At 63.4% G+C, this 23368-nt stretch carries 21 protein-coding genes and 1 pseudogene; 10 read left to right on the top strand and 12 right to left on the bottom strand.

Translation table 11 applies throughout. The features are described 5' to 3' along the window. Positions 1-74: 74 nt before the first annotated feature. The 7 genes from panB to thpR form a co-directional block, all read right to left on the bottom strand. Entirely contained in the window at positions 75-869 is a 795-nt protein-coding gene (gene panB / locus G5134_RS19515) for a 3-methyl-2-oxobutanoate hydroxymethyltransferase (RefSeq protein WP_005304470.1), read from the bottom strand. Further along, positions 866-1375 carry a 2-amino-4-hydroxy-6-hydroxymethyldihydropteridine diphosphokinase gene (folK, locus tag G5134_RS19510; RefSeq protein ID WP_017787632.1) on the bottom strand — a complete coding sequence of 170 codons (510 nt, stop codon included), beginning with the start codon at positions 1373-1375 and terminating at the stop codon, positions 866-868. The genes panB and folK overlap by 4 nt, the downstream gene beginning before the upstream one ends. A gap of 11 nt (positions 1376-1386) precedes the next feature. Continuing rightward, complete coding sequence (gene pcnB / locus G5134_RS19505) at positions 1387-2886, bottom strand: polynucleotide adenylyltransferase PcnB (RefSeq protein WP_017781508.1); 1500 nt, start codon at positions 2884-2886, stop codon at positions 1387-1389. A gap of 144 nt (positions 2887-3030) precedes the next feature. Next, positions 3031-3939, bottom strand: coding sequence for a tRNA glutamyl-Q(34) synthetase GluQRS (gluQRS, locus tag G5134_RS19500; RefSeq protein ID WP_065017867.1), 909 nt, complete (start codon positions 3937-3939; stop codon positions 3031-3033). A gap of 113 nt (positions 3940-4052) precedes the next feature. Then, on the bottom strand, positions 4053-4502 hold the full coding sequence (dksA, locus tag G5134_RS19495) for an RNA polymerase-binding protein DksA (protein ID WP_005304459.1): 450 nt from the start codon (positions 4500-4502) through the stop codon (positions 4053-4055). Positions 4503-4621: 119 nt separating this feature from the next. Next, on the bottom strand, positions 4622-5365 hold the full coding sequence (sfsA, locus tag G5134_RS19490; protein ID WP_065017868.1) for a DNA/RNA nuclease SfsA: 744 nt from the start codon (positions 5363-5365) through the stop codon (positions 4622-4624). A gap of 42 nt (positions 5366-5407) precedes the next feature. Continuing rightward, positions 5408-5935, bottom strand: coding sequence for an RNA 2',3'-cyclic phosphodiesterase (thpR, locus tag G5134_RS19485; RefSeq protein WP_065017869.1), 528 nt, complete (start codon positions 5933-5935; stop codon positions 5408-5410). A gap of 155 nt (positions 5936-6090) precedes the next feature. On the opposite strand from thpR, the gene hrpB reads away from it, so the two are divergent. The 3 genes from hrpB to G5134_RS19470 all read left to right on the top strand — a co-directional run bounded on the left by hrpB (position 6091) and on the right by G5134_RS19470 (position 11559). Further along, positions 6091-8538 (top strand): ATP-dependent helicase HrpB, encoded by a 2448-nt coding sequence (hrpB, locus tag G5134_RS19480; protein WP_065017870.1) that lies wholly within the window; start codon positions 6091-6093, stop codon positions 8536-8538. Positions 8539-8796: 258 nt separating this feature from the next. Further along, a complete protein-coding gene (gene mrcB / locus G5134_RS19475; RefSeq protein ID WP_065017871.1) occupies positions 8797-11118 on the top strand; it encodes a penicillin-binding protein 1B in 2322 nt (773 codons plus the stop codon). A 42-nt stretch (positions 11119-11160) separates the two neighbouring features. Next, positions 11161-11559, top strand: a complete 399-nt coding sequence (locus tag G5134_RS19470) for a VOC family protein (RefSeq protein ID WP_065017872.1) — start codon at positions 11161-11163, stop codon at positions 11557-11559. An 89-nt stretch (positions 11560-11648) separates the two neighbouring features. On the opposite strand, the gene G5134_RS19465 is transcribed toward G5134_RS19470, so the two are convergent. After that, the gene (locus G5134_RS19465) at positions 11649-11969 is read right to left on the bottom strand and encodes an SMR family transporter (protein ID WP_005304440.1); all 321 of its coding nucleotides are present in this window, start codon (positions 11967-11969) and stop codon (positions 11649-11651) included. After that, positions 11957-12355, bottom strand: coding sequence for an SMR family transporter (locus G5134_RS19460; protein WP_005304437.1), 399 nt, complete (start codon positions 12353-12355; stop codon positions 11957-11959). The genes G5134_RS19465 and G5134_RS19460 overlap by 13 nt, the downstream gene beginning before the upstream one ends. A gap of 156 nt (positions 12356-12511) precedes the next feature. Between G5134_RS19460 and G5134_RS19455 the strand changes: the two genes are divergently transcribed. Further along, entirely contained in the window at positions 12512-13393 is an 882-nt protein-coding gene (locus G5134_RS19455; RefSeq protein WP_005304434.1) for a LysR family transcriptional regulator, read from the top strand. Positions 13394-13504: 111 nt separating this feature from the next. After that, complete coding sequence (locus G5134_RS19450; RefSeq protein ID WP_010636269.1) at positions 13505-15085, top strand: response regulator; 1581 nt, start codon at positions 13505-13507, stop codon at positions 15083-15085. Positions 15086-15150: 65 nt separating this feature from the next. On the opposite strand, the gene G5134_RS19445 is transcribed toward G5134_RS19450, so the two are convergent. Next, positions 15151-15678 (bottom strand): DUF2937 family protein, encoded by a 528-nt coding sequence (locus G5134_RS19445; RefSeq protein ID WP_065017874.1) that lies wholly within the window; start codon positions 15676-15678, stop codon positions 15151-15153. A gap of 211 nt (positions 15679-15889) precedes the next feature. Here G5134_RS19445 and G5134_RS19440 point away from each other — a divergent pair, with 211 nt between their 5' ends. Next, positions 15890-16612, top strand: a complete 723-nt coding sequence (locus tag G5134_RS19440; protein ID WP_065017875.1) for a phosphatase PAP2 family protein — start codon at positions 15890-15892, stop codon at positions 16610-16612. A gap of 256 nt (positions 16613-16868) precedes the next feature. Then, on the top strand, positions 16869-17771 hold the full coding sequence (locus G5134_RS19435) for a sulfite exporter TauE/SafE family protein (protein WP_017766317.1): 903 nt from the start codon (positions 16869-16871) through the stop codon (positions 17769-17771). Between the two features lie 60 nt (positions 17772-17831). Here the strand turns inward: G5134_RS19435 and G5134_RS19430 are convergent. Together G5134_RS19430 and hemL are read right to left on the bottom strand one after the other, a co-directional pair. Further along, positions 17832-18646 (bottom strand): annotated as a pseudogene (locus G5134_RS19430) (hypothetical protein). A 200-nt stretch (positions 18647-18846) separates the two neighbouring features. Next, the gene (gene hemL / locus G5134_RS19425) at positions 18847-20133 is read right to left on the bottom strand and encodes a glutamate-1-semialdehyde 2,1-aminomutase (RefSeq protein ID WP_065017876.1); all 1287 of its coding nucleotides are present in this window, start codon (positions 20131-20133) and stop codon (positions 18847-18849) included. A gap of 224 nt (positions 20134-20357) precedes the next feature. Between hemL and clcA the strand changes: the two genes are divergently transcribed. The 3 genes from clcA (at position 20358) to erpA (ending at position 22975) form a co-directional block, all read left to right on the top strand. Continuing rightward, a complete protein-coding gene (clcA, locus tag G5134_RS19420; RefSeq protein ID WP_017780538.1) occupies positions 20358-21752 on the top strand; it encodes a H(+)/Cl(-) exchange transporter ClcA in 1395 nt (464 codons plus the stop codon). Positions 21753-21838: 86 nt separating this feature from the next. Then, a complete protein-coding gene (locus G5134_RS19415) occupies positions 21839-22534 on the top strand; it encodes a DUF6776 family protein (protein WP_421232144.1) in 696 nt (231 codons plus the stop codon). Positions 22535-22624: 90 nt separating this feature from the next. Next, positions 22625-22975, top strand: coding sequence for an iron-sulfur cluster insertion protein ErpA (gene erpA / locus G5134_RS19410; protein ID WP_005304404.1), 351 nt, complete (start codon positions 22625-22627; stop codon positions 22973-22975). Positions 22976-23368: the final 393 nt, after the last annotated feature.

Raw genomic sequence — 23368 nt, 5'->3', positions numbered from 1 at the left:
CAAAAGAGGGGGCACACTCTGCCCCGGAGGGCGAAACGGGGGTGCAGGCCCCCCGCTCTCGTCACGGCATCACATCAGTTGAAGCAGTGCTCCGGGCCCGGGAAGGTCCCTTCGCTCACCTGCTTCACATAGAGCCGGATGGCGGCGCGCATGTCGCCGGTCTCGGCCAGGAAGTTCTTGGTGAACTTGGGCACATAGCCGGAGGTGATGCCGAAGGCGTCGTGCATCACCAGGATCTGGCCGTCGGTGGCCGGGCCGGCACCTATGCCGATCACCGGAATGCGCAGCGCCTTGCTGATGCGCTCGGCCAGCGAAGTGGGCACGCACTCGAGCACCAGCAGCTGGATGCCGGCGGCCTGCAGCTCGAGGGCCTGACGGTAGATCTCCTGGGCCTGGAACTCGTCGCGCCCCTGCACCTTGAAGCCGCCAAACACGTGGACGGATTGCGGGGTGAGGCCGAGGTGGCCGCACACCGGCACGCCGTTGCGGGTCAGATGGCGGATGGAGTCGCACAGCCAGTCGCCCCCTTCCATCTTCACCATGCGGGCGCCGGCTGCCATCAGCCGGGCGGCGTTCTGATAGGTCTGCTCGGGGGTGGCATAGCTCATGAACGGCATATCGCTCACCACCAGGGCATTGGTCGTGCCGCGCACCACGCAACGGGTGTGATAGACCATCTCGTCCATATTGACCGCCAGGGTGTCCTGGCCACCCTGCAGCACCATGCCCAGCGAATCGCCGATGAGCAGCACGTGGGCGCCCTCGTCGTCGAATAGCTTGGCAAAGGTGGCATCATAGGCGGTGATGGCGGTGATTCGTTGGCCTTCCTGCTTCATCTTCAGCAGGTTGGTGGTGGTGATCTTGCTCATAGAGGCTCCTGTTCGTCTGCACTTGCGGCAATGATGGCAAGACCATTGCGCGGGCAGCGGGCAACCAGTTGTGCGAGCGGCGTGCCGCAGGGCAGCACCAGAGCGGGCGCGATTTCGGCCAGGGGCAGCAGCACGAACTCCCGCTCCTGCATGCCGTAATGGGGAACGATGAGGCGCTCAGTGTTGATCACCTGATCGCCATAGAGCAGCAGATCGAGATCCAGGGTTCTCGGCCCCCACCGCTCATCCTTGCGCACACGTCCTTGTTCCAGCTCGATTTTTTGCAGTTGATCCAGCAGCGCCAGCGGCGCCAGCCGGGTGTTGAGCCGGGCCACGGCATTGACGTAGTCCGGTTGATCAGCAGGGCCCATGGGGCGGCTGCTGTAAAGCGACGAGGCCTGCACCAGCACGGAATCAGGCAGGGTCGCCAGCGCAGCGATGGCGCGGCGAGCCTGGCCGACGGGGTCGGCCAGGTTGGAGCCGATGGCGACGAAGACCTCGGTCATCACGTCAGTTGTCACTCGGCCGCTTTCGGTTTGCGACGACGGGGGCGACGACGGTTGCGGCTATTGCTGCTACGTTTCTCGCCATCGTTGCTGCGGGCCGCACCGCTCTGACCGCGCTCACCGCTGGCCGGGCGGCGAGTCGCTTCCCGTTGCAGCTGCGGGCGCACGTCCGGGTTGGACTCCACGTAGCGTTCCCACCAGCTGGCCAGCTCGCCGAGACCGCGCTCGACCCGATTGCGCAGCAGCAGGAAGTCGAACGCCGCACGGAACTTGGGATGCTCCATGGCGCGCTCGGGGTGGCGGCCCTGACGGCGGGTCAGCCGCTGCTGCAGGGCCCAGATGTCGCGCACATCGGTGGTGAAACGGCGCGGGACGGCGATGATCCGCACCTGGTTGTCCAGCACCTCGTTGATCGCCAGCATGAAGGCGTCATACCAGGGCAGGCCGCTCTCGTTCTCCAGCACCCGGCCGCGGGCCTCGACACAGCCCCACAGCAGGGTGGCGTAGAGGAAGGCGGGGGTGACGCGCTTGTCTTCACGAACGCGAGTGTCGGTATCGATCAGCGCCTGCTCGATGAACTGCTCGTAGGGCGAGTTGCCGTGCGGGGTGAACAGCGCGGCTACCTGCGGGAACAGCTGCTGGAACAGGCCGTACTCGCGCAGCAGCTTGTAGGTGGTCAGGGCATCGCCAGCCAGGAACAGCTTGAGGGTCTCCTCAAACAGGCGAGCCGCCGGAATATCCTGCAGCAGCGGCGCCAGCTCCTTGATGGGGGCGGCGGTGCGCGGGCTGATAGTCATGTCCAGCTTGGCGGCGAAGCGCACGGCGCGCAGCATCCGCACCGGATCTTCCCGGTAGCGGGTCTCGGGATCTCCGATGAGTTCTAGCTTGCGTTCGGCCAGGTCTTCCAGCCCGCCCTCGAAATCGTGCAGGGTGAAATCCTTGGCGCTGTAGTAGAGGGCGTTGACGGTAAAGTCGCGGCGCTCGGCATCCTCTTCGATGGTGCCGTAGACGTTGTCGCGCAGTAGCATCCCTTCATCGGACTGGGCCGACACATGTTTGCTGGTATTGACCTGATGGTGGTGACCGCGGAAGGTGGCCACTTCGATCACGTCACGACCAAAGACGATGTGGGCCAGCCGGAAACGGCGGCCGATCAGGCGGCAGTTGCTGAACAGAGATTTGATCTGCTCCGGCGTCGCATCGGTGGCGATGTCGAAATCCTTGGGCGTCTTCCCGAGCAGCAGATCCCGTACCCCGCCGCCGACCAGGTAGGCTTCGTAGCCACCCTTGTTCAGGCGATAGAGCACCTTGAGTGCATTCTCGCTGATCTCTTTGCGCGAAATCGGGTGCTGGTCACGGCTTAAGGTACGACGTTGCCCGGCGACACGGGCCGGAATGGGGGACTCCACCGACTGCTCGCCGTCTTCCTTGCCGAGCACCTTGCGGCAAAAGTTTGCGATCTGGGAAAAAATGGTACACCTCGTTATGACTTCAAATTGACGGGAGGCCAAAAAAATAGCGGCCTATCATAGCTCACGCCTAACCAAATGAAAAACCGTGCTGGCAATTGATCTCGTTTGAAGCGGATCATCCCGGTAAAATCACAGCCAACAGCGGCTATTTACGTTCAATCAACCCAAAATTGCCTGCGCGACTCAGTTATCAGCCAGCTGGATCTTCTCGCCGGCGGGCACCCTGGCCAGTTGCCAGTGGGCGATGCCCCAGTTGATGATCTCGTCCACCCGGCTGGCCAGCAGCTCGGGGGGCGGACATTGACCTAGGAAGTACAGTGCTCGCCACAGGGCCGGGCGCACCTCGTCCTGTGCCAGCGCGGGTGCGTGATTCTGTTTGGAGAGCTTGTTGCCGTCGGCCTGCACCGCCAGCGGCAGATGCACCCAGGCGGGCACGGGGGCGCCCAGGGTCTGGTAGAGGGCAATCTGGCGCACCGTCGGCTCCAGCAAGTCTGCGCCGCGCACTATCTCGGTGATGCCGCAATCCATGTCGTCCACCACCACCGCCAGGTTGTAGGCGTAGAGCCCATCGCGCCGGCGCACGATGAAATCCTCCTCGGCCAGCGCCACCGGTACCGCGATATGACCCTGCAGGCCATCCTCGAAGTCGTAGACCGGTTGATGCTGGCGCAGGCGGGCGGCGCAGCCCTCTGCGCTCAGGCCGAGGGTGCGGCAGTGGCCGTTGTAAAAGCCGCCGCTCGCCATGATTTCGCGCCGGGTACAGCGACACCAGTAGAGATCGCCGGCCCGGTAGAGCTGCTCGATGATCTCGTCGTAGCGGGCGTGACGCCGGCTCTGGTACATCACCTCGCCATCCCACCCGAGGCCATGGGCCTCAAGGGTCTTGAGGATAAGGTCGGCGGCCCCTGCCATCTCCCGTGGTGGATCGATATCTTCGATGCGCACCAGCCAGCGCCCCTGCTGTGCCCTGGCCTGCAAAAAGCTGCCGAGCGCCGCAATCAGGGAGCCGAAATGGAGCGGACCCGAAGGGGAAGGGGCAAAGCGGCCTATATAAGGGAGAGGTGGGGATGACGGGGTGGCATTCACGGACATGGTCATTCGGATAAAAAAGGCATTGAGGCAGCATTCTGGGACGACCCGGCCAAAAGCTCAATAAAAAAGGGAGCCCGCGAGCTCCCTTTTTTGTGTCATGCCAGAGGTCGGTATCAACCGGCCATCTGTTTTTCCTTGATCTCGGCCAGCGTCTTGCAGTCAACGCAGAGGTCGGCGGTCGGACGGGCTTCCAGACGGCGGATGCCGATCTCGATGCCGCAGTGTTCGCAGTAACCGAAGTCGTCGTCTTCGAGCAGCAGCAAGGTCTTCTCGATCTTCTTGATCAGTTTGCGCTCGCGGTCGCGGGTACGCAGTTCCAGCGCGAACTCTTCTTCCTGCGCGGCGCGATCCACTGGATCCGGAAAGTTGGCAGCCTCATCCTTCATGTGGTCAACGGTGCGGTCAACTTCCTGCATCAGTTGGTTGCGCCAGGCTCCCAGGATCTTGCGAAAATGTGCCTTTTGTTGGTCATTCATGTACTCCTCACCCGGTTTTTCCTGGTAAGGCGCCACACCCGCAATGGCCAGGGGGCCCAGAGATTTCCTGTTTTCGCCTGTTGGCATGCCCTGTCTCCTAATTCAGCACGCTACCCGTGCCATCCATAAATTGAGGGCGACATCTATAGCAGAAGGGTAACTTGGAGGCAAACAAGCCGTACCAATAATGTTACCCACTCCAACATTTATTCGTTGCCCTCGGGTAGCAGGTGACAAGATTCAAACGGGATAAAATCTTGCGCCACCATGCTCTGCACCCCAACATGGGGTCGATAGCATAAAATTTCAACCCCTGCCGCAATTGCTTGCTCAATAAGCAGACTATAGTGCGGATCTATATGCGCTGCCGGGCGCATTCTCACGATTCCGGAGTGCAAAACCATAAATAACAGCACGGCTCTGTGCCCTGCCGCCTTCATGGCCATTAATTCACGCAAGTGCTTGGCGCCACGGGTGGTTACCGCATCGGGGAAGTAGCCCATGCCGGGCTGCTCCCGCTCATCGAGCAGGGTCACCGATTTCACCTCGATGTAACAGGCCGGCCGGTGGTCATCTTCCAGCAGCAGATCGATGCGACTGTTCTCTTCGCCGTATTTCACCTCGGTGCGCAGCCTGGCATAGCCGCGCAGCGGGGCGAGGGCATCCTGCTCGATCAGCTCCCGGGCCAGCTGGTTGGCGCGGGCCGTGTTGACGCAGATGAAGTGACCGGCCGGGCTCTCGGCGATCTCCCAGCTGTGGGGCAGCTTGCGCTTGGGGTTGCTTGATGTGGAGTACCAGACCCGGGTACCCGGCTCGGCGCAGCCGGTCATGGCGCCGGTATTGGCGCAGTGGATGGTGATCACCTCGCCGTTGTCGAGCCGCACGTCGGTCAGGAAGCGCTTGTAGCGGGCGACCAGCTGCCCGGATTGCAGGGGGGGATCGAAGATCATGGTATGGCTCTCTTAATCGATGAGTCTGGGCATGGCAGCCGGTCAGGATGCCATCTTCTCTCTGGCCCGCAGCGGCCAGCAGGCGAGGGGCTCGTAGCGCACCCCGTCCGGGGTCGAGATGGATTGATAGAGGCAGAATCGGTCGGCCCGCAGCACAAAGTCGGGGGCGGGCAGCAGCGCCGGCGGTTTGCTCGCCTTGCGCGACAGGGTGACGTGAGGGCGATAGCCCTGCTCGCCGTTGCCAAGCCCCAGCTTCTCGCCGTGGCGGCGCAGCGCCCTGGCCAGCACTGTCAGCTCGTTGGGCCACTCTTTCGGGCCAATCCAGGCGGCCTTGGCGCGGCCGAACCAGCCGGTTTCATTGAGCACTATGGTGAGCGGCGGACAGTGCTGGCGCTCGACGGCGGCCATCAGCTGCGTGGTGGTGATCTGATCCGCTTCACCGAGGAAGGCCAGCGTCAGGTGGAGGTTGGCGGCGGGGACCGGCTGGCCCGGCCAGGGCAGTTGATCGCGCCAGGCGACGATATCGGCGGCCAGCGCCTCGGCGGGCAGGGCAAAGAAGAGTTTGGCCATTCGGGTGAGGGTGCCTCTTTGATGCGGACGGGTGGCCCATTCTATGGCAGCCGTCCGCTCCTGTCTCGCCGGCCGACATCCACTCACGGTGGCCGGGCAGGCTGTGGCAGAATAGGCGCCGTTTTACGGCTTGCTACAAGAAGGTGCTGATCCCTTTGTCTTCTCTCCCCATAGTGTCGGTGCTGCCCGCACTCTTTGCCGCCATCGACAACCATGCCAGCGTGATCCTGCAGGCGCCCCCCGGCGCGGGCAAATCGACCCTGCTGCCGCTGGAGCTGGTACGCCAGCATCGGCTGCCCGGTCGCATCATCATGCTGGAACCCAGACGCCTGGCGGCGCGCAATATCGCGGGCTTTCTGGCGCGCCAGCTCGGGGAGAAGGTGGGCGAGCGCATTGGCCTGCGGGTACGCGGCGAGAGCCGCACCAGCAGCCAGACCCGGCTCGAAATCGTCACCGAGGGGGTGCTGACCCGGATGCTGCAGCAGGATCCCGAGCTCACCGGCGTCTCCCTGGTCATCTTCGATGAGTTCCACGAGCGCAGCCTGCACGCCGATACCGCGCTGGCCTTCGTCATCGAGAGCCAGCAGGGGCTGCGCGATGACCTCAAGCTCTTGGTGATGTCTGCCACCCTGGACGGCATGGCGCTGGAGACCCTGCTACCGGAGGCACCTGTGGTGCGCTCCGAGGGGCGCGGTTTTCCCATCGACTACCACTACCGCCCCGCCAATCGCCAGCAGTGGCTGGAGCCCCAGGTCGGCGCCGTGGTGCTGGAGGCGCTGGCCGCCCACCCCGGCAGCCTGCTGGTGTTTCTGCCGGGCCAAGGGGAGATCGAGCGGCTGGTGCAGTGGCTGGAGGGCCGACTGCCGGATGAGGTGACCCTCGCCCCCCTCTACGGCCGTCTCGACATGGCGGCCCAGCAGGCGGCCATCGAGCCTGCGCCTGCTGGGCGCCGTAAGCTGGTGCTCACCACCAATGTGGCGGAGACCTCCCTTACCATCGAGGGGATCTCAGTGGTGGTCGACAGCGGGCTGGAGCGGCGCGCCTCCTTCGATCTCAAGAGCGGTGTCACCCGGCTGGAGACCCGCCCCATCGCCAAGGCCTCCGCCACCCAGCGGGCGGGTCGTGCCGGTCGTCTCGGCCCCGGTGTCTGCTACCGGCTCTGGAGCAGCGAGGTGCAGGAGCGCCTCGCCGAGCAGAGCCCGCCCGACATCCTCACCCAGGAGCTGACCGGCCTGCTGCTGGACGCTGCCCAGTGGGGGGCCAAGGTCGAAGATCTGCCGCTGCTGGACATGCCGCCGGCCGCCGCCGTGGCCAGCGCCCAGCGACTGCTGGTGGCCCTCGGCGCCATGAAGCCGGAGGGTGAGCAACAACTTACTCCGGCCGGCCGCGCCATGGCGGCCTTCGGTACCCATCCCCGGCTTGCCCGCATGCTGCTGCGCGTGCGCGAGCTGGAGGCCGAGGGTCTGACAGGGATTGTCGCCGATGCGGCTTTCCTGGTGGCGCTGCAGGAAGAAGATCTGCGAGGATCGGAGCGCCTCTCTGTGCAGTTCCACCGCCGTCAAAGTGCCCTGCGCCAGAGCGCGGCCCGCTGGTTTGAACGGCTTGGCGTGCGCCCTGCCAATGCGCAGGGTCAGTGGCTGGGGCTACTCTGTGCTCTCGCCTGGCCGGATCGCATTGGCAAACTGCGTAGCGGCAGTCGCTATCAGCTCAGTGGTGGGGTGAGCTGCGATCTGGTAGAAGGTCATCCCTGTCAGGGACAGGCCGCCCTTATCGCCATCGAAATGGGACAGAACGAGCGCGGTAGCCGCATCTTTATCGCCGAGCCGATCGATCTGGACGAGCTGGTACGCCTGCTGCCGGAGCTGGTGAGCGAGCGGCAGTGGTTCGACTGGGATGAACGGGAAGAGCGGGTGCGGGCCGAACGCCAGCAGGTGATCGGCGAGCTGGTGCTGAGCCAGCGACCGCTGACCGAACTCTCTGACGAGCAGAAGGGGCGCTGCCTGCTGCAAGGCATTCGCCGCAAGGGGCTGCATGTGCTGCCTTGGGACGAGAGCAGCGAAGGGCTGCTGGCCCGCCTGCGCTGTGCCCGCGACTGGCTGCCCGATGAGGGGTGGCCCGCGATGGATGACGAGAGCCTGCTGGCCAATCTGGAGCTGTGGCTGCTGCCGGCGGTGAGCGGCATGACCCGGCTGGAGCAGTTGAAAAAGCTCGACCTTGCCGACATCCTGCGCCAGTCTCTGCCCTGGCCCCTGCCAAGACGGCTGGACGAGGCGCTGCCCGGCCACTTCACCGCGCCGACCGGCAGCCGGGTGCGGATCCGCTATCAGCCGGGTCAGGCGCCGGTGATCCCGGTGCGCATCCAGGAGATGTTCGGCCAGGCCACGACCCCGTGCGTGGCCGATGGCCGGGTGGCGCTGGTGGTGGAGCTGCTCTCCCCGGCTCAGCGGCCGCTGCAGATCACCGCCGATCTGGCCGCCTTCTGGGCCGGCTCCTACGAGCTGGTGAAAAAAGAGATGAAGGGACGCTACCCCCGCCACTACTGGCCGGACAACCCGCTGGAAGCGATGCCGACCAGAGTCACCAAGAAGAAGATGGGGTTGTAGGTTGCTGCCGGGCATGGCGAAGCCCAACGCCAGCAGACGCCCCTCACCCTGACGCTCTCCCAGAGAGAGGGAACCGATCGAGCTGGGTGTTTGCGCCTTTTTCCTCTCCCTTTTCAAAGAGATGGGAGAAGGGTTGGGAATGAGGGGGCATCCATTTGTCTGACGAAATGAAACTCAGGATCCCGGTTCGATTGGTCAGGCCCGATCGGACGTTCGCGAATGCGACAACATAAGTAGAAAGAGAAGCAAAGAGGATTTATGGCAACGCAACGACGCAAGCGCACTCCCAAGAAGGTGGCGCCCAAACGCACCATCTGGCGCACGCTGTTCTGGCTGGGCTTCAAGCTCTCCCTGGTGGGAGCGGCCTTCATGGTGGTGTTTGGCATCTACCTGGATACCAAGGTGCGTGAACGCTTCGACGGCGAGAAGTGGCAGTTGCCAGTGATGGTCTACAGCCGGCCGCTGGAGCTCTATCCCAGCCAGCGCCTCTCCCAGACCCAGATGCTGCGCGAGCTCAACATGCTGAGCTACAAGCAGGTGCGCCAGCCCCACTCCCCTGGCGAGTATGCGGTGAGCGGCAATCGCATCGAGCTTGTTCGCCGGCCGTTTGCCTTCCATGACGGGGCCGACGGCGCCCGCGGCCTGCGCCTCACCTTCAACGGTGCGCGGCTGGAGGGGATCCAGTCGCTGGAGAACCAGCGTCAGCTCGGTTACGCCCAGATGGACCCGGTGCTGCTCGATCGCCTCAACACCGAGGATCGGGAGGATCGCCTGCTGGTGCGCCTCGCCGAGGTGCCGGACAGCCTGCTGGTGACCTTGCTCACCACCGAGGATCGGGACTTCTACCAGCACGGCGGCGTCTCGCCGGTGGCCATCATGCGCGCCATGGCGGCCAACCTGCTGGCGGGGCGCACCGTGCAGGGCGGCAGTACCCTGACCCAGCAGCTGGCCAAGAACTTCTTCCTGACCCGGGAACGCAGCCTGTGGCGCAAGGCGCAGGAAGCCTACATGGCGGTGCTCATCGACTATCGCTACAGCAAGGACGAGATCCTGGAAGCCTACCTCAACGAGGTCTATCTGGGGCAGAACTTCTCCCAGGGGGTCTATGGCTTCGGGCTTGCCTCCTACTTCTACTTCGGTATTCCGGTCAACGAGCTGGACATCGATCAGGTGGCCCTGCTGGTGGGCATGGTGAAGGGCCCCTCCTATTACGATCCCTGGCGCTTCCCGGAGCGGGCCAAGGCGCGCCGTGATCTGGTGCTCAAGCTGCTGATGGATCACGGTAGTCTGACCCAGGCTGAATACACCCTGGCCAGCAAGCAGCCGCTCGGCATCATTACCCGCGGCCAGATGAGTTATGGCCGCACCCCGGCCTTCATGGGGCTGCTCAAGCGGGAGATCCAGAGCCGCTTCGGCCCTGATCTGCTCAAGCAGTCCGGCCTCAAGATCTTCACCAGCCTGGATCCCATCGCCCAGCACGCCGCCGAGCAGGCGGTGGAGTCGGGTCTGGCCACCATCGAGAAGCAGCGTGGCAAGAAGAAGCTGGAGGCGGCCATGGTGGTCTCCGATTGGCACAAGGGCGAGGTGGTGGCCATGGTGGGTGGCCGGGATCCGCGCTACGCCGGCTTCAACCGGGCGCTGGATGCCCGTCGCCAGATAGGCTCGCTGGTCAAGCCCGCGGTCTACCTGACCGGTCTCTCCAACGGCTTGACTCTGGGCACGCCGCTCAAGGATCAGCCGATCCGCATTCGCGGCAAGGATGGCCAGATTTGGACCCCGCAAAACTACGACCGCAAGTTCCGCCAGAGCGTGCCGCTGATGGATGCGCTGGCCAGCTCCCTCAACGTGCCGACCGTCAATCTGGGGCTGCAGGTGGGGCTGGACAAGGTGGTGGACACCCTGCACAAGCTGGGGGTGGAGCAGGAGATCCAGCCCTATCCGTCGCTGGTGCTGGGGGCGGTGGCGCTCTCGCCGATGGAGGTGAACCAGATGTACCTGCCCATCGCCAACCAGGGGCTGACCCAGCCGCTGTCGGCGATCCGGGCCGTTGTCAACAGCGACGGCAGCAAGCTCTATCAGCATGATGAGGCGGCCAAGCGGGTGACCGACGAGCAGGCCAGCTGGCTGACCCTTTTCGCCATGACCAAGACGGTGAGCCAGGGCACGGCGAGGGCGCTCGGTGCCAAGTTCCCCGGCGCCACCATGGCGGCCAAGACCGGCACCACCAACGAGCTGCGCGACTCCTGGTTCACCGGCCTCGACAACAATGAGCTGGTCAGCATCTGGGTCGGTCGCGATGACAACACCCCGGCTGGCCTGACAGGTGCCAGCGGCGCCCTGCAGCTGTTCAGCGGCTACATGAGCCAGCGCGGGGTCAACAGCCTGGCCATGAACATGCCACAGGGGGTGAGTTGGGCCAGTTTCTCTCGCACCAGCGGCGCCCGGGTTGCCAGCGACTGCCCCGGCAGTCTGCAGGTGCCGGCCAAGCTGGCCGGGCTGGCCGAGCCCATGAGCTGTGCCACTCCGGTGTCCAGCCCGGTCAATGCGCTGGACAACTGGTTCAACGGTTTCTTCAACTGACCGCGGCGGGTAGCTCAGGCTGCCTGTCTGCCAGGAGTGCTCATGTCACATCCTCTGTTTGATGCCATCCACCACGTGGCCATCATCGCCAGCGATTATGTGCGCTCGCGCCACTTCTACCACCAGGTGCTGGGGTTGCCCATCATCGCCGAGACGCTGCGCGAGGAGCGCCAGTCGTGGAAGCTGGATCTGGCGCTGCCGGACGGCAGCCAGCTGGAGCTGTTCAGCTTCCCGGCGCCGCCCCCGCGCCCTTCCCGGCCGGAGGCGTGCGGCTTGCGTCACCTGGCCTTTCGGGTCTCGGATCTCGACCGGGTCATCGCTCATCTACGTGGCCATGGCGTCGAGGTGGAGCCGGTGCGGGTGGACGAGCTGACCGGCCGCCGCTTTACCTTCTTCGCCGACCCCGACGGCCTGCCGCTGGAGCTTTACGAAGCCTGGTGACGAGACGCTCGCCGTCATGAAGCCATGCCCAAAAACAAGCAGCCGCCCGGTGTGCCGGGCGGCTGCTTTTCATGGATGCAATCTCGGGATCAGGCAGTGGTGAGCAGGGTGACGGCGACGGCCATCACCAGCATGCCGACCCAGCCGATGGGCTTGAGCCGCTCGCCAAACAGCAGCAGGCCGCCGAGGGCGGTGCCCAGAATGCCGATGGCACCCCAGGTGGCGTAGGCCACGGCCAGATCGATCTTGCCGGTGCTGACCGCTTCCGACAGCAGGGTGAAGGCACACAGCACCAGCAGGATGCCGAGGAATCCCCACCCCTTGTGACGAAAACCGACCGAACGGTTGATCGCCATGTTGGCGCCGATATCCAGCAAGGCCGCGCCCAGCACTATCATCAGCGGGTGCATACGGCCTCCTCGTTGGCACGGGGTGTGCGAGCGGCCGGTTCATCGTGGCGCTCGCCCATCGTCACCAGAACAATCCCCACTATGGCCAGCGCCAGTCCGATCAACTCCTGAGCATTCAGCTGGTAGTCGAGGAACAGCACGGAGACGACGGTGATCAGCGCGATCCCCAGCCCCTCCCAGAGCGCGAAGGCAATGCCAATGGAGATTGTTTTGGCGGCTTTGGCCAACAACAGGTAGGAGAAGGAGATGAGCAGCCACATGGGCAGGTAGTTGAGCCAGCCGGCTTCGTTCTCCGGGATCATGGCCATGCTGGAGGTGCCGGCGACCTCGGTCAGGATGGCGCCCGTCAGGAAGATGCGGGCCAGGAGCATGCGATTGAATAACATAAAATGTCCTTTTGTTGCTGCGACGGGGCCATGATAGCCGCCACCCGGCGGGAGGCTGGAATCGCTGAGCGTCGGCAATTCAGACGCTGACGGTTTGCCTTGGCAGAAGCGGGCGAGGTAAGGTGAATATCGGATACCCAGCTCTCGACCCGGATCATGAAGCTCTACCAGATACAACTCTTTGTGGAATCAGCCAGTAGTGGCTCCATCGCCAACACGGCGCGCCGGCTTGGCAAGAGTCGCAGCGCGGTCAGTACGGCGATAGCGGCACTGGAGGTGGAGCTTGGCGTCGAACTTTTTGAACGAGGGGCCAACCAGAGTCGGTTGACCGAGATTGGCGAGCAGGTGCTGGACGACTGCAAGCGGCTGCTGCAGGCGGCCAACAGTCTCAAGCTCAAGTGCGAACATTACGCCTCCGGCGCCGAGGTGGCGCTGCGGGTGGCGCGGGATGACGCCATTCCCGAGGCGGTGTGGCGGGAGATGCTGGGCCAGCTGCGTCACCGGTTTCCCGGCACCAGCATCTCGCTGGTGCTGGCCTCGCCGCCTGAGCTGCCCGCGCTGGTGGAGGAGGGGTTTGTCGACGCCGCTTTCGGCCTCATCACCGAGGAGCAGGAGCGCAGCGGCCTCAACATCGAGGTGCTCAACCCGATCCGCACCCTGATGGTGGTGGCGCCGAGTCATCCGCTGGCCAGCCTGAAGCGGGTACTGCAGCAGGATCTGACCGGCCACACCCAGGTCACCCTCTCCTACGTGGATGAATTCTCGGTCAAGAGCCTGTTGCCCATCGGCGGCCACCACATCGGGTTGTCGAGTTTCGAGCTGATGCGCGATGCGGTGCTCGACGGCCTCGGCTGGGCCGTGCTGCCGTCGCCGCTGATCCAGAGTCAGCTGCGCCAAGGCTCCCTGCTCACCCTCAAGCACAAGTTCAGCCTGCAGTGGCGGGACTACGGCGTCTATCTGTCGGAAAATGCCTATCACGGCAGGGTGCTGGCCTGGCTGCGCAAGGCGATCCAGGCCTATCTCGAACCGTTCGAGTGAGTCATCTGTTCATGGATGGTGGCAGGCGGATCGCGCGGGGCTTGTGATCCATCGTGGCCTGATGGTACATACTGTCTGTACCCTCATGCAGCGCCTGGAGGCGTGAACGATATGAGCAGTGCCCAAGACAAGGACGAGATCTGGCTGGATGACGACATCATCGAGCTGGATGACGATGAGGCCGTGGTGACCAGGATGGCTAATCCCTGGCAGGTGCTGATCGTCGATGACGAACCGGACATTCATCATGCCACCCGGCTGGCACTCTCCAACATTCAGTACAAATCCCGCCCGCTAGCCCTGCTCAACGCCTACAGCGGTGCCGAGGCTGCCCGCATGCTGCAAGCCAACCCGCGCATCGCCCTGATCCTGCTCGACGTGGTAATGGAGACCGAGGACGCCGGCCTGCGGCTGGTACACCAGATCCGCAACGAGATGAAGAACGGCCTGGTCCGCATCGTGCTGCGCACCGGCCAGCCCGGGCAGGCTCCCGAGCAGCGGGTGATCCTCGATTACGACATCAACGACTACAAGACCAAGACCGAGCTGACGGTGCAGAAGCTCTACACCACCGTCATCGCCTCCCTGCGCTCCTACGAGACCCTCTGCGCCATCGACAAGAGCCGGCAGGGGCTCGGCAAGATCCTGGAGGGGGCGGGGGATCTCTATCACCTGCATTCGCTCAGGGAGTTTGCCTCCGGCGTGCTCAAGCAGATCAGCGCCATTCTCGACGTGGGCACCGAAGGTGCCATCTGCGCCGAACGCCGGCCCGGCTCGCAGGAGCTGGAGATCCTGGCCGCTACCGGTGACTATGAATCCCTGCTGAGCGACGTGCCGCTCACTGCCTTCCCAGCCCTGCACGACTCTGTGATGAGTGCGCTGGCCAATCGCTGCAACCGCTTCGAGCATCCCCAGGATGCGCTCTACATCGCCGCCCAGAACGGGCGCGAGTTCGTGCTCAACTTCACCCCCACTCAGCCGCTCGACCCGCTCGAGTGCGATCTGCTGGACGTGTTTTGCCAGCGGATCTCGGCGGCATACGACAACCTCTATCTTTACAACCAGCTGCTGCGCGCCCAGGAGGCCACCGTGGTGGCGCTGGCGGCGCTGGCGGAGTTTCGCGATTCGGATACCGGCGATCACGTGCTGCGGGTGCAGAAGCTCTCCGACGCCATCGTGGCCGAGCTGCAACAGGCGGGGGCCTATCCCGACGAGCTGACCCCCGGCTTCGTCGACATGATCGGCATGGCCAGCATACTGCACGACGTGGGCAAGGTGGGCACGCCGGACCACATCCTGCACAAGCCTGGCCGGTTCGAGCCGGACGAGCGGGCCATCATGGAGCAGCATGCGGACATCGGCGCCAGCATATTGCACAAGGCGGGGGAGATGGTGGAGGGAACCAGCTATCTGTCGCTGGGGGCCGAGATCGCCCGCGGCCATCATGAGCACTTCGATGGCAAGGGTTACCCGGAGCAGCTGGCCGGCGAGCAGATCCCGCTGTCGGCCCGCATCGTGGCGGTGGTCGACGTGTTTGACGCCCTGCTCAGCAAACGCCCCTACAAGGAGCCCTGGTCGCTGGCCCAGACCATGGAGTACATCATGTCGCGCTCAGGCAGTCAGTTCGATCCCGAGGTGGTGAAGGCGCTCAACCGGCTGGTCAGCGAATCGCGCTTGCCCTACGAGCTGTAGGGGAGAGCAAGAGACAACAAGGGGGCCGCGGGCCCCCTTGTTGTTGGCGGGGACTGGCTGAGGGATCAGCGCTGGCCGTAGCGTACCCTGGGCTGGCGCTGGCGAAACGGCAGCAGCAGGAGGCCGAGCAGCAGATCGCCGACAAGGGCCGCGAGCAAGCCCGCCGCCATGCCGCAGACGATGGCGGCCTGCTTGAGCGGTACCACGTAGCTGTAGTTTTGCAGGGTATCCTGCCAGAGCTGGGGCTCGGCACGCAGCAGCAGGTGGGAGAGCTGCCGGTACCAGGAGGCATCCTTGTAGACGCTCTCCTGCTGCAGGGTCTGACGCTGGCTGACCAGCAGTTGCAGGCTGGCCGCATCCTTGGCGAAGACCGGATCCGGGTTGGTGCGGTAGTGGTTGACCAGGGCCGTCAGATCGCCGTCGAAGTGCTGGTCTGCCGTCTCCTGAAAGGGGGCAAGGCTGAGGCTGGCCTGTTGTAGACGGGCATCCAGCCGCTGGTAGTAGAGGTCGATCAGACCCGGGATCTGCACACCGGCCAGCAGGCCAAGGGCAAACAGCATCATCCTGAGGTAGCTGCGCATATTGCTGTTCATCTCGCGAAAGGGAAGAGCTCCATACTAGCCGCAAGGTCGGGGACGGCCAAGCCCGCCATCTGGATCGGAACATTCCAGGGATGGCTTAAACGGAACCTGTTTTGCCGCGCTGTTTTCCCCATGAACTTTGCTTCCTCCCTCATTTGTGTGATTCACGTCACGCTTCTTATGTTCTAAAATACGGCCCCATTTTTCGGGGAGGAGAGTCCTTATGCGCAAATTTATACCCTGTTATCTGTTGGGTGGTCTCATCGCCGTCAGCTGGGCCGCTCTGCCTGAGCACGGCCCCTGGGATCAGTGGGATCTCGTCGTCTTCCATCTGGTCAATGGCTGGCTGGGTCAGGCCCAATGGTGGGCCGATCTGGTGGCGGTGACCAACAACCGGTTGTTCGATCTGGCGGTGCTCTCCTGCATGGGGCTTATCCTCTCCCGCTGCTTCTGGCGTGCGGACGAGCAGGGGCGTCGCCGGTTGGTGGCCATGGGGTGTGTCATGTTGCTGGGGGCCCTGGTGATCAACCAGTTTGGTCATCTGCTGCCGGTCAGCCGGCCCAGTCCGACCCTGATGGTGGCTGATGCACTGCGGGTCACCCAGCTCAGCGGGATCCCGACCAAGGATTCGTCCAGCGACAGCTTCCCCGGCGATCACGCCCTGTTCCTGATGATCTTCGCCGGTTTTGCCCTGCGCTATCTGCCACGCTGGGCCGGGGTGACGGCGCTGCTGATGGTGCCGCTGTTCTCGGCGCCCCGCATCCTCTCCGGTGCCCACTGGCTGACGGATGTCTATGTCGGCGCCCTCTCCTTGACCCTGCTCTGTCTGCCGCTGTTGCTGTCGACCGGATTGTCGGATGCGCTGATCGGCTGGATCGCCCAGCGGCTGCCACGCCTGCCGGGCTGGCAGTGGCTGGCGGGCAAAACGCCGGCGAGTCAGCAATAAAAAAGAAGGTCGGTGCATACCGGCCTTCTTTTTGTCTACTTCCCGCCGGTGACTGTGGTCGTCGCGAAATGACCATGACTACCACCGGCGGCCCCAGGCCTGCTGGCCCTCATAGAGAAGTATTAGCAGATTCGTTCGGGCGTGCCTAACAAGAGTTTCTCCAAGGAATCGTTTGCAAGGGATGAATGCTTGATCAGGGCCAAGATTTTTTATTTTTGCTGCCTTAGAATCGCCGCCCGTTGCTGGAGAACTCTGTATGTTAATTAATCTTTTGCGCCTGATATTCATCATCTGTGCGCTGGCGTTCATCTTCATGCTGGTACGGGCCTGGTGGCACAAGCGGCAGCAGGGTGCGCTGGAGTCGACCCCCTTCTGGCCGGTGGCGGCCATCGGTTTTGTCGCCAATTTTCTCGATACCCTGGGGGTCGGCAGCTTCGCGGTGAAGACCGCCTGCTACAAGCAGTTCAAGCTGATCGACGATCGGCTGCTGCCGGGCACCCTCAACGGCCAGTGCGTGTTGCCGACGGTCACCCAGTCGCTGATCTTCATCGGCGCCGTGCAGGTAGATCCGCTCACCCTCATCGGCATGATGGTGGCCGCCGCTGCCGGCGCGGCCTGGGGGGCGCGCCACGTCGCCTCGTTCGATCGCCAGACCATCCGGCTGGTGATGGCGGTCTCCCTGCTGGTGGTGGCCGGCCTCATCTTCGCCGGCCTGTTGGGGTTGTTCCCCCTCGGTGGCGACGCCATGGGGCTGACCGGTTACAAGCTCGGGATAGCGCTCGCCGGCAACTTCCTCTTCGGTGTGCTGATGAACGTGGGCATAGGCCTGTTCGCCCCCTGCATGACCCTGGTCTATCTGCTCGGCATGAACCCGCTGGCGGCCTTCCCCATCATGATGGGCTCCACTGCCGTGCTCAGCGTCTTCTCGGCGGGCACCTTCATCCGCAAGGGGGCCTTCGACGCCAAGGCTGTGCTGGCGGTGGCCATCTTCGGTCCGGTCGGCGTGGTGCTGGCGGCCATGCTGGTCAAATCCATGGACATGGCGATGCTCAAATGGCTGGTGGCCTTCATCGTCATCTATACCTCCTGGACCATGTACGCTTCCTGGCGGGCGGCGCGGCGGGCGCCACAACCCCGGCTGGCAGGCGTCACTGGTTAGCGAGTGCGGCGCGTGCCGGTGCTGGCCGCGGAGTATTGAAGTGGTTGCAGGCCTTTGGCGCTATCTATACCTCCTGGACCATGCCCGCTTCTTGGCGGGCGGCGCGACGGGCGCCACAACCCCGGCTGGCAACGGTCGCAGGCTGGCCTGCACCAGCGCCGCCTCGGCCCTTGCCCCCAGAAACACATAGAGCCCGAGGGCCAGTAGCAGCCCCACGGCGCACCCCATCACCCCCACCGCCGGCCAGAGCAGTTCGCTCTGGCCGAGCGAACCCTTGAACAGCAACAACAGCCCCTCGATGGATACCGCGATCAGAATGGCGGCGATGAAACGGGTAATGGTGCGGCGAATGGCGCTGTGGCGAAAGATGTCCTTATGCAGCAGCACCTCCTCTTCCAGAATGGTCTTGCCCAAGTCGAATACTGCCAGCGCCAGGGTCAGAAAGATGATGGCGCTGAAGGCCCCCAGCCGGTTCTGCTGCTCCCCGCACAGCAGCAGGTAGAGCTGCTCCAGCCCGTGCCAGATAAGCGTCGCGACGATCAGAAACAGCGCCAGACTCAGCACCACATAAACCCCTTGAACCAGGGCATGGCCCGGCGCCGCTCCCTGTCCCCCATCAGCCAGGCGATAAGTTGGTTCAGGCAGAGGGTCAGTTCACGGCCATGACCTCTCACTATCAGATGCAAACGGGCTTGCGGCGCCGGCACTGGCGGCAGGATCCCGAGCGGTTCCCGGCTGAGGGCCTGATGCAGGATAAAGGGGTAATCCTTGAGTGAATCGGGTGGCGCCGTCAACAGCCCCAGCAGCAGGGGGGCCAGTTCGGCTTCGTACTCCTGATAGCGTCGCAACACATCGATGGGGCTCATTTCCGCCATACCTACCTCGCTCACAAAGGGTGGGTCTTGCTGACGGCTGCAAATTGTAGGCCTGCTTTATGACAACGACTGTGGTGGGGGTTGCACCGTTTGGTGACAAATCACGGTTGCCGACGGGCAGATTGCACCGGCAGCGGGCATGGCGAGGGGAGGATGAAAAAGGGCCCGTGAAGGGCCCTTGTGCGACAGATGGCGACGGCTTAGCCGGCCAGCTTGGCGAAGCTGCGCTCGGCGGCAGCCAGGGTGTGTTCGATCTCCTTGTCGCCGTGGGCCAGCGACAGGAAACCCGCCTCGTAGGCGCTCGGCGCCAGATAGACGCCCTCTTCCAGCATCAGGTGATAGAAGCGCTTGAAGCGCTCCATGTCGCAGCGGGTCACCTGCTCATAGCGGGTGATCTCGGTCTCGTCGGTAAAGAAGAAGCCGAACATGCCGCCCACGTAGTTGATGGCGAGCGGGATGCCGTGTTTGGCGGCGGCGGCTTTGAGCCCTTCGGCAACCCGGGCGGTCTTGTCGCTCAGCTGCTCATAGAGGCCCGGCTCCAGCAGCAGATCCAGCATGGTGAGGCCGGCGGCCATGGCCACCGGGTTGCCGGAGAGAGTGCCTGCCTGATAGACCGGGCCGGTCGGAGCGATGTGCTGCATCACCTTCTTCTTGCCGCCAAAGGCGCCGACCGGCATGCCGGCACCGATGATCTTGCCGAGGGTGGTGAGATCCGGGTCGATGTTGTAGTGGCCTTGGGCGCCGCGCAGGGAGACGCGAAAACCCGTCATCACCTCATCCAGGATCAGCAGGGCGCCAAACTCGTCACAGATGGCGCGCAGCCCTTCCAGAAAACCAGGTACCGGCGGGATGCAGTTCATGTTGCCGGCCACCGGCTCGACGATGATGCAGGCGATCTCGCTGCCGTACTGGCTGAAGGCCTCGCGTACCGAGTCCAGATCGTTATAGACACAGGTGAGAGTGTGCTTGGCAAAGTCGGCCGGCACGCCCGGGCTGTTGGGCTGACCCAGGGTGAGGGCGCCGGAGCCGGCCTTGACCAGCAGGGAGTCGGCGTGGCCGTGGTAGCAGCCTTCGAACTTGACGATCTTGTCGCGGCCGGTGTAGCCGCGGGCCAGCCGTATGGCGCTCATGGTGGCCTCGGTGCCGGAGTTGACCATCCGCACCTGCTCCATGGAGGGGACGATCTGGCGTACCTTTTCGGCCATCAGCACTTCGATCTCGGTGGGGGCGCCGTAGCTCAGCCCTTTCTCGACGGCCTTGATGACGGCAGCCTTGATGGCCGGGTGGTTGTGACCCAGCAGCATGGGGCCCCAGGAGCCGATGTAATCCACGTAGGCCTGGCCGTCCACGTCATAGAGGTAGGCGCCATCGGCGTGATCGATGAAGCGGGGTGTGCCGCCGACCCCATTGAAGGCGCGGACCGGTGAGTTGACGCCGCCCGGAATGGTCTGGCGGGCCTGTTCAAACAGCTGATCTGATTTTGACATGGATCATCCTTAATGGGATTTTGGTCGTCACACAGGGGCAGGTGGCCGATTGCGGCTCGGCAGTCGGGGGGAGCTGGAGTATGCTTGCGCTCTTGACTCCCTGGCCAAGGACTGCCCCGTGTTAAATGAAACGGGCCGACTATAGCAGAAAGGCCCGGTGCTGGGCAGCCGGGCAGCAGGCTGGATGTCGTCACCTCCGTCAGCAAACGAATGTGGTTTTTTTCATGTCGCAACAAGCTTTCTCCTCTGCCGAACCGCTCTCGCCTCCTCGTGGCCCTGTCCTGCGGCGGATCATTCATCAAGACAAGATGCCTCTGCTGGTGCTGCTGTTGGCGGCACTGGTCGGTACCCTGGCCGGGCTGGTCTGTGGACTGTTCGAGTCCGGCGTCCACTGGCTGGCGCAGCAGCGCATTGATCTGCTGGCCGATCGCCCCTGGTGGCAGCTCGGTCTGCTCGGCTTCGGTTTCAGCGCCCTGCTGGGGATGATCGGCTATTTCCTGACCCACACCTTTGCGCCGGAGGCGGGGGGCTCCGGCATTCCCGAGATCGAGGGCGCCATGGACGAACTGCGGCCGGTGCGCTGGTGGCGGGTGTTGCCGGTCAAGTTCTTCGGCGGTATCTGCACCCTGAGCTCCGGCATGGTGCTGGGGCGGGAGGGGCCCTCGGTGCAGATCGGCGGCAACCTCGGCAAGATGGTGGCGGATATCTTCCGGCTGCCCAAGGAGCACGGCCATGCCCTGCTGGCGGCCGGTGCGGCCGGCGGTCTGGCCGCAGCCTTCAATGCGCCGCTGGCGGGGATCCTGTTCGTGATGGAGGAGATGCGTCCGCAGTTTCGCTACTCTTTTCTGGCCATCAAGGCGGTGGGCATCTCTGCCATCATGGCGACCCTGATGCTGCAGAACATGAAGGGGCAGGGGGCCGTGATCAGCTTGCCTCACTACGACGCCCCGGCCCTCAAGGCGCTCTGGCTGTTCCTCTTCATGGGGGCCGCTTTCGGCGTGCTGGGGTTCGTCTTCAACAAGCTGGTGCTGGCCTGTCAGGATGGTTATCTGGCTCTGCATCAAAACAAGCGCCATCGCTTCGTGGCCATCGGCATGCTGGTGGCAGGCACCTTCGGCGTGCTGTCGCTGTTCGCCCCGGCGGTGACCGGCGGTGGCACCGAACTTATCCCTCACCTGATGGGCGGGGAGTATGCGATGGCCACCCTGTTCCTCATCTTTTCCATCCGGTTGGTGGCCACTCTGATCTGTTTCTGCTCCGGCGCGCCGGGTGGGGTATTTGCGCCGACCCTGGCCCTTGGCACCCTGTTCGGGGTGGTGTTCGGTCACCTGTTCCACTCGGCCTTCCCCGAACTTGGCATCGAACCGGGCGCCTTTGCCATCGCCGGTATGGGGGCGCTGTTTGCCGCCACCGTACGTGCACCCATCACCGGCATAGTGCTGGTGACCGAGATGACCGACAACTATCAGCTGATCCTGCCCATGATGATCACCACGGTCGGTGCGACCCTGGTGGCCCAGTGGTTGGGAGGCCGCCCCATCTATTCCCAGATCCTGGAGCGAACTTTACGGCTCGCGGCGCGTCAAAAGCGGGGAGAAAGCGGCGCCAGTGCCGGTTAACTCTTTGTCTGCCGGCCTGAATCTGCTTGGGTCGCGTATAGTGAAGGGAGCGTGGCCGCAGTATGCGCAGTAACAAAAGAGGCCTTATGTCCCAGATAATGAAGTGGTTGGCAGTGCTGATGATGGGGGCGCTCATCGGTTATTTCGTCGGTAATCGCCAGGAGCTGGCCCAGAGCAGCCTGTTGACGGTTCAGCAGGAGACGCTGGAGCGCCAGGCCAAGGCCATTGGCCAGCTCAAGAGCGAGCTTGGCATCAAGGAGACCCTGCTGGCTACCCAGAAGGCAGCATTCGAGCAGTTGCAACAGGCGCTCAAGGATCAGGAAGCCCAGGTGCAGGAGCAGAAGCGCCAGCTGGCTTTCTTCGAGCGGATCATGCGTCCCACTGGCGAGCAGGTGGGGGTGGTGATCGACAACCTCACCCTGCAGGAGACCAGCATTCCAGGTCGCTATCACTATCGGCTGGCGCTGACCCAGCCCGCCAAGAAGCGCGAGCTGTTCCGCGGTCAGGTCCAGATAAAGGTGGAAGGAAGCCAGGGTGACAAGCCCAGAACCCTCGGCAGCCGTGAGCTGGGAATGAAAGTAGGAGAGGGGCGCTATGCACTGCGTTACTTCCAGCTGCTGGAAGGTAACTGGCAGTTGCCGGAAGGCTTTGTACCAGACCGGGTACGGATCACCATCGGCAAGGATGGCCGGCAACCGGCCCAGGAGCTGCTGGCCGAATGGGGCGAGGTGATCAAGCCGCTGGTGGTCGCTCCACCGGCACCTGTGCCGGCCGTACAGTAAGAAGCTTGGTGAATACTTGAACTGAATGGTCGGGTATTGGATAATTTCGCGGTTTCCATGTTTGTGGATTTAACGGTTGTGAGGTCAGTAATGAGTGCAGTAGCAGAAGCCCCGTTGCCCATCCAGATGACGGATGCGGCAGCCAACAAGGTGAAGACCCTGATCACCGAAGAAGAAAATCCCGAGCTCAAGCTGCGGGTGTACATCACGGGCGGTGGCTGCTCCGGTTTCCAGTATGGTTTCACCTTCGATGAGAAGATCAACGAAGGGGATACCGTGGTCGAGAAGAGCGGGGTCACCATGGTGATCGATCCCATGAGCCTGCAGTATCTGGTTGGCGGCAGTGTGGATTACACCGAAGGTCTGGAAGGCTCCCGCTTCACCGTGACCAACCCCAACGCCACTACCACCTGTGGCTGTGGTTCCAGCTTCTCTATCTGATATATAGAGATACCGCGTGATATCGAAGGGCCCCAAGGGGCCCTTTTCGTTTTGGCACCCATTTTTATAGTCGGACGCTCTGGACCAGCAACTAATGCTCAAGAGACCTTGATGGGCTTCCTTTGGGTTGCTGTTGGGGCGCTTTTTATCCTGATTGGTGGTTAGTTAAACACTTGAACGTCTTTTTCAAAAAAACACGGAGTTTTCGCTTGTCAGCGAGAATCATATCCCTATAATGCGCCTCCATCAGCACGGCGCAGTGCGCGTCTGGTCTGGCTTGCAAAGCAACCCAGCGAGGGTTATAGTTATCGACCCTGCTCTTTAACAATTTGAATCAAGCAATCTGTGTGGGCACTCACAGCATCGAGCATCAAAAACAATTTTTGATTTTCA

It is taken from the genome of Aeromonas sp. 600276 (assembly GCF_049175815.1).
Taxonomy (GTDB): domain Bacteria; phylum Pseudomonadota; class Gammaproteobacteria; order Enterobacterales; family Aeromonadaceae; genus Aeromonas; species Aeromonas dhakensis.
The sequence above is the reverse complement of the archived record's forward strand: the minus strand, read 5'-3'. Positions and strand labels throughout refer to the sequence as shown.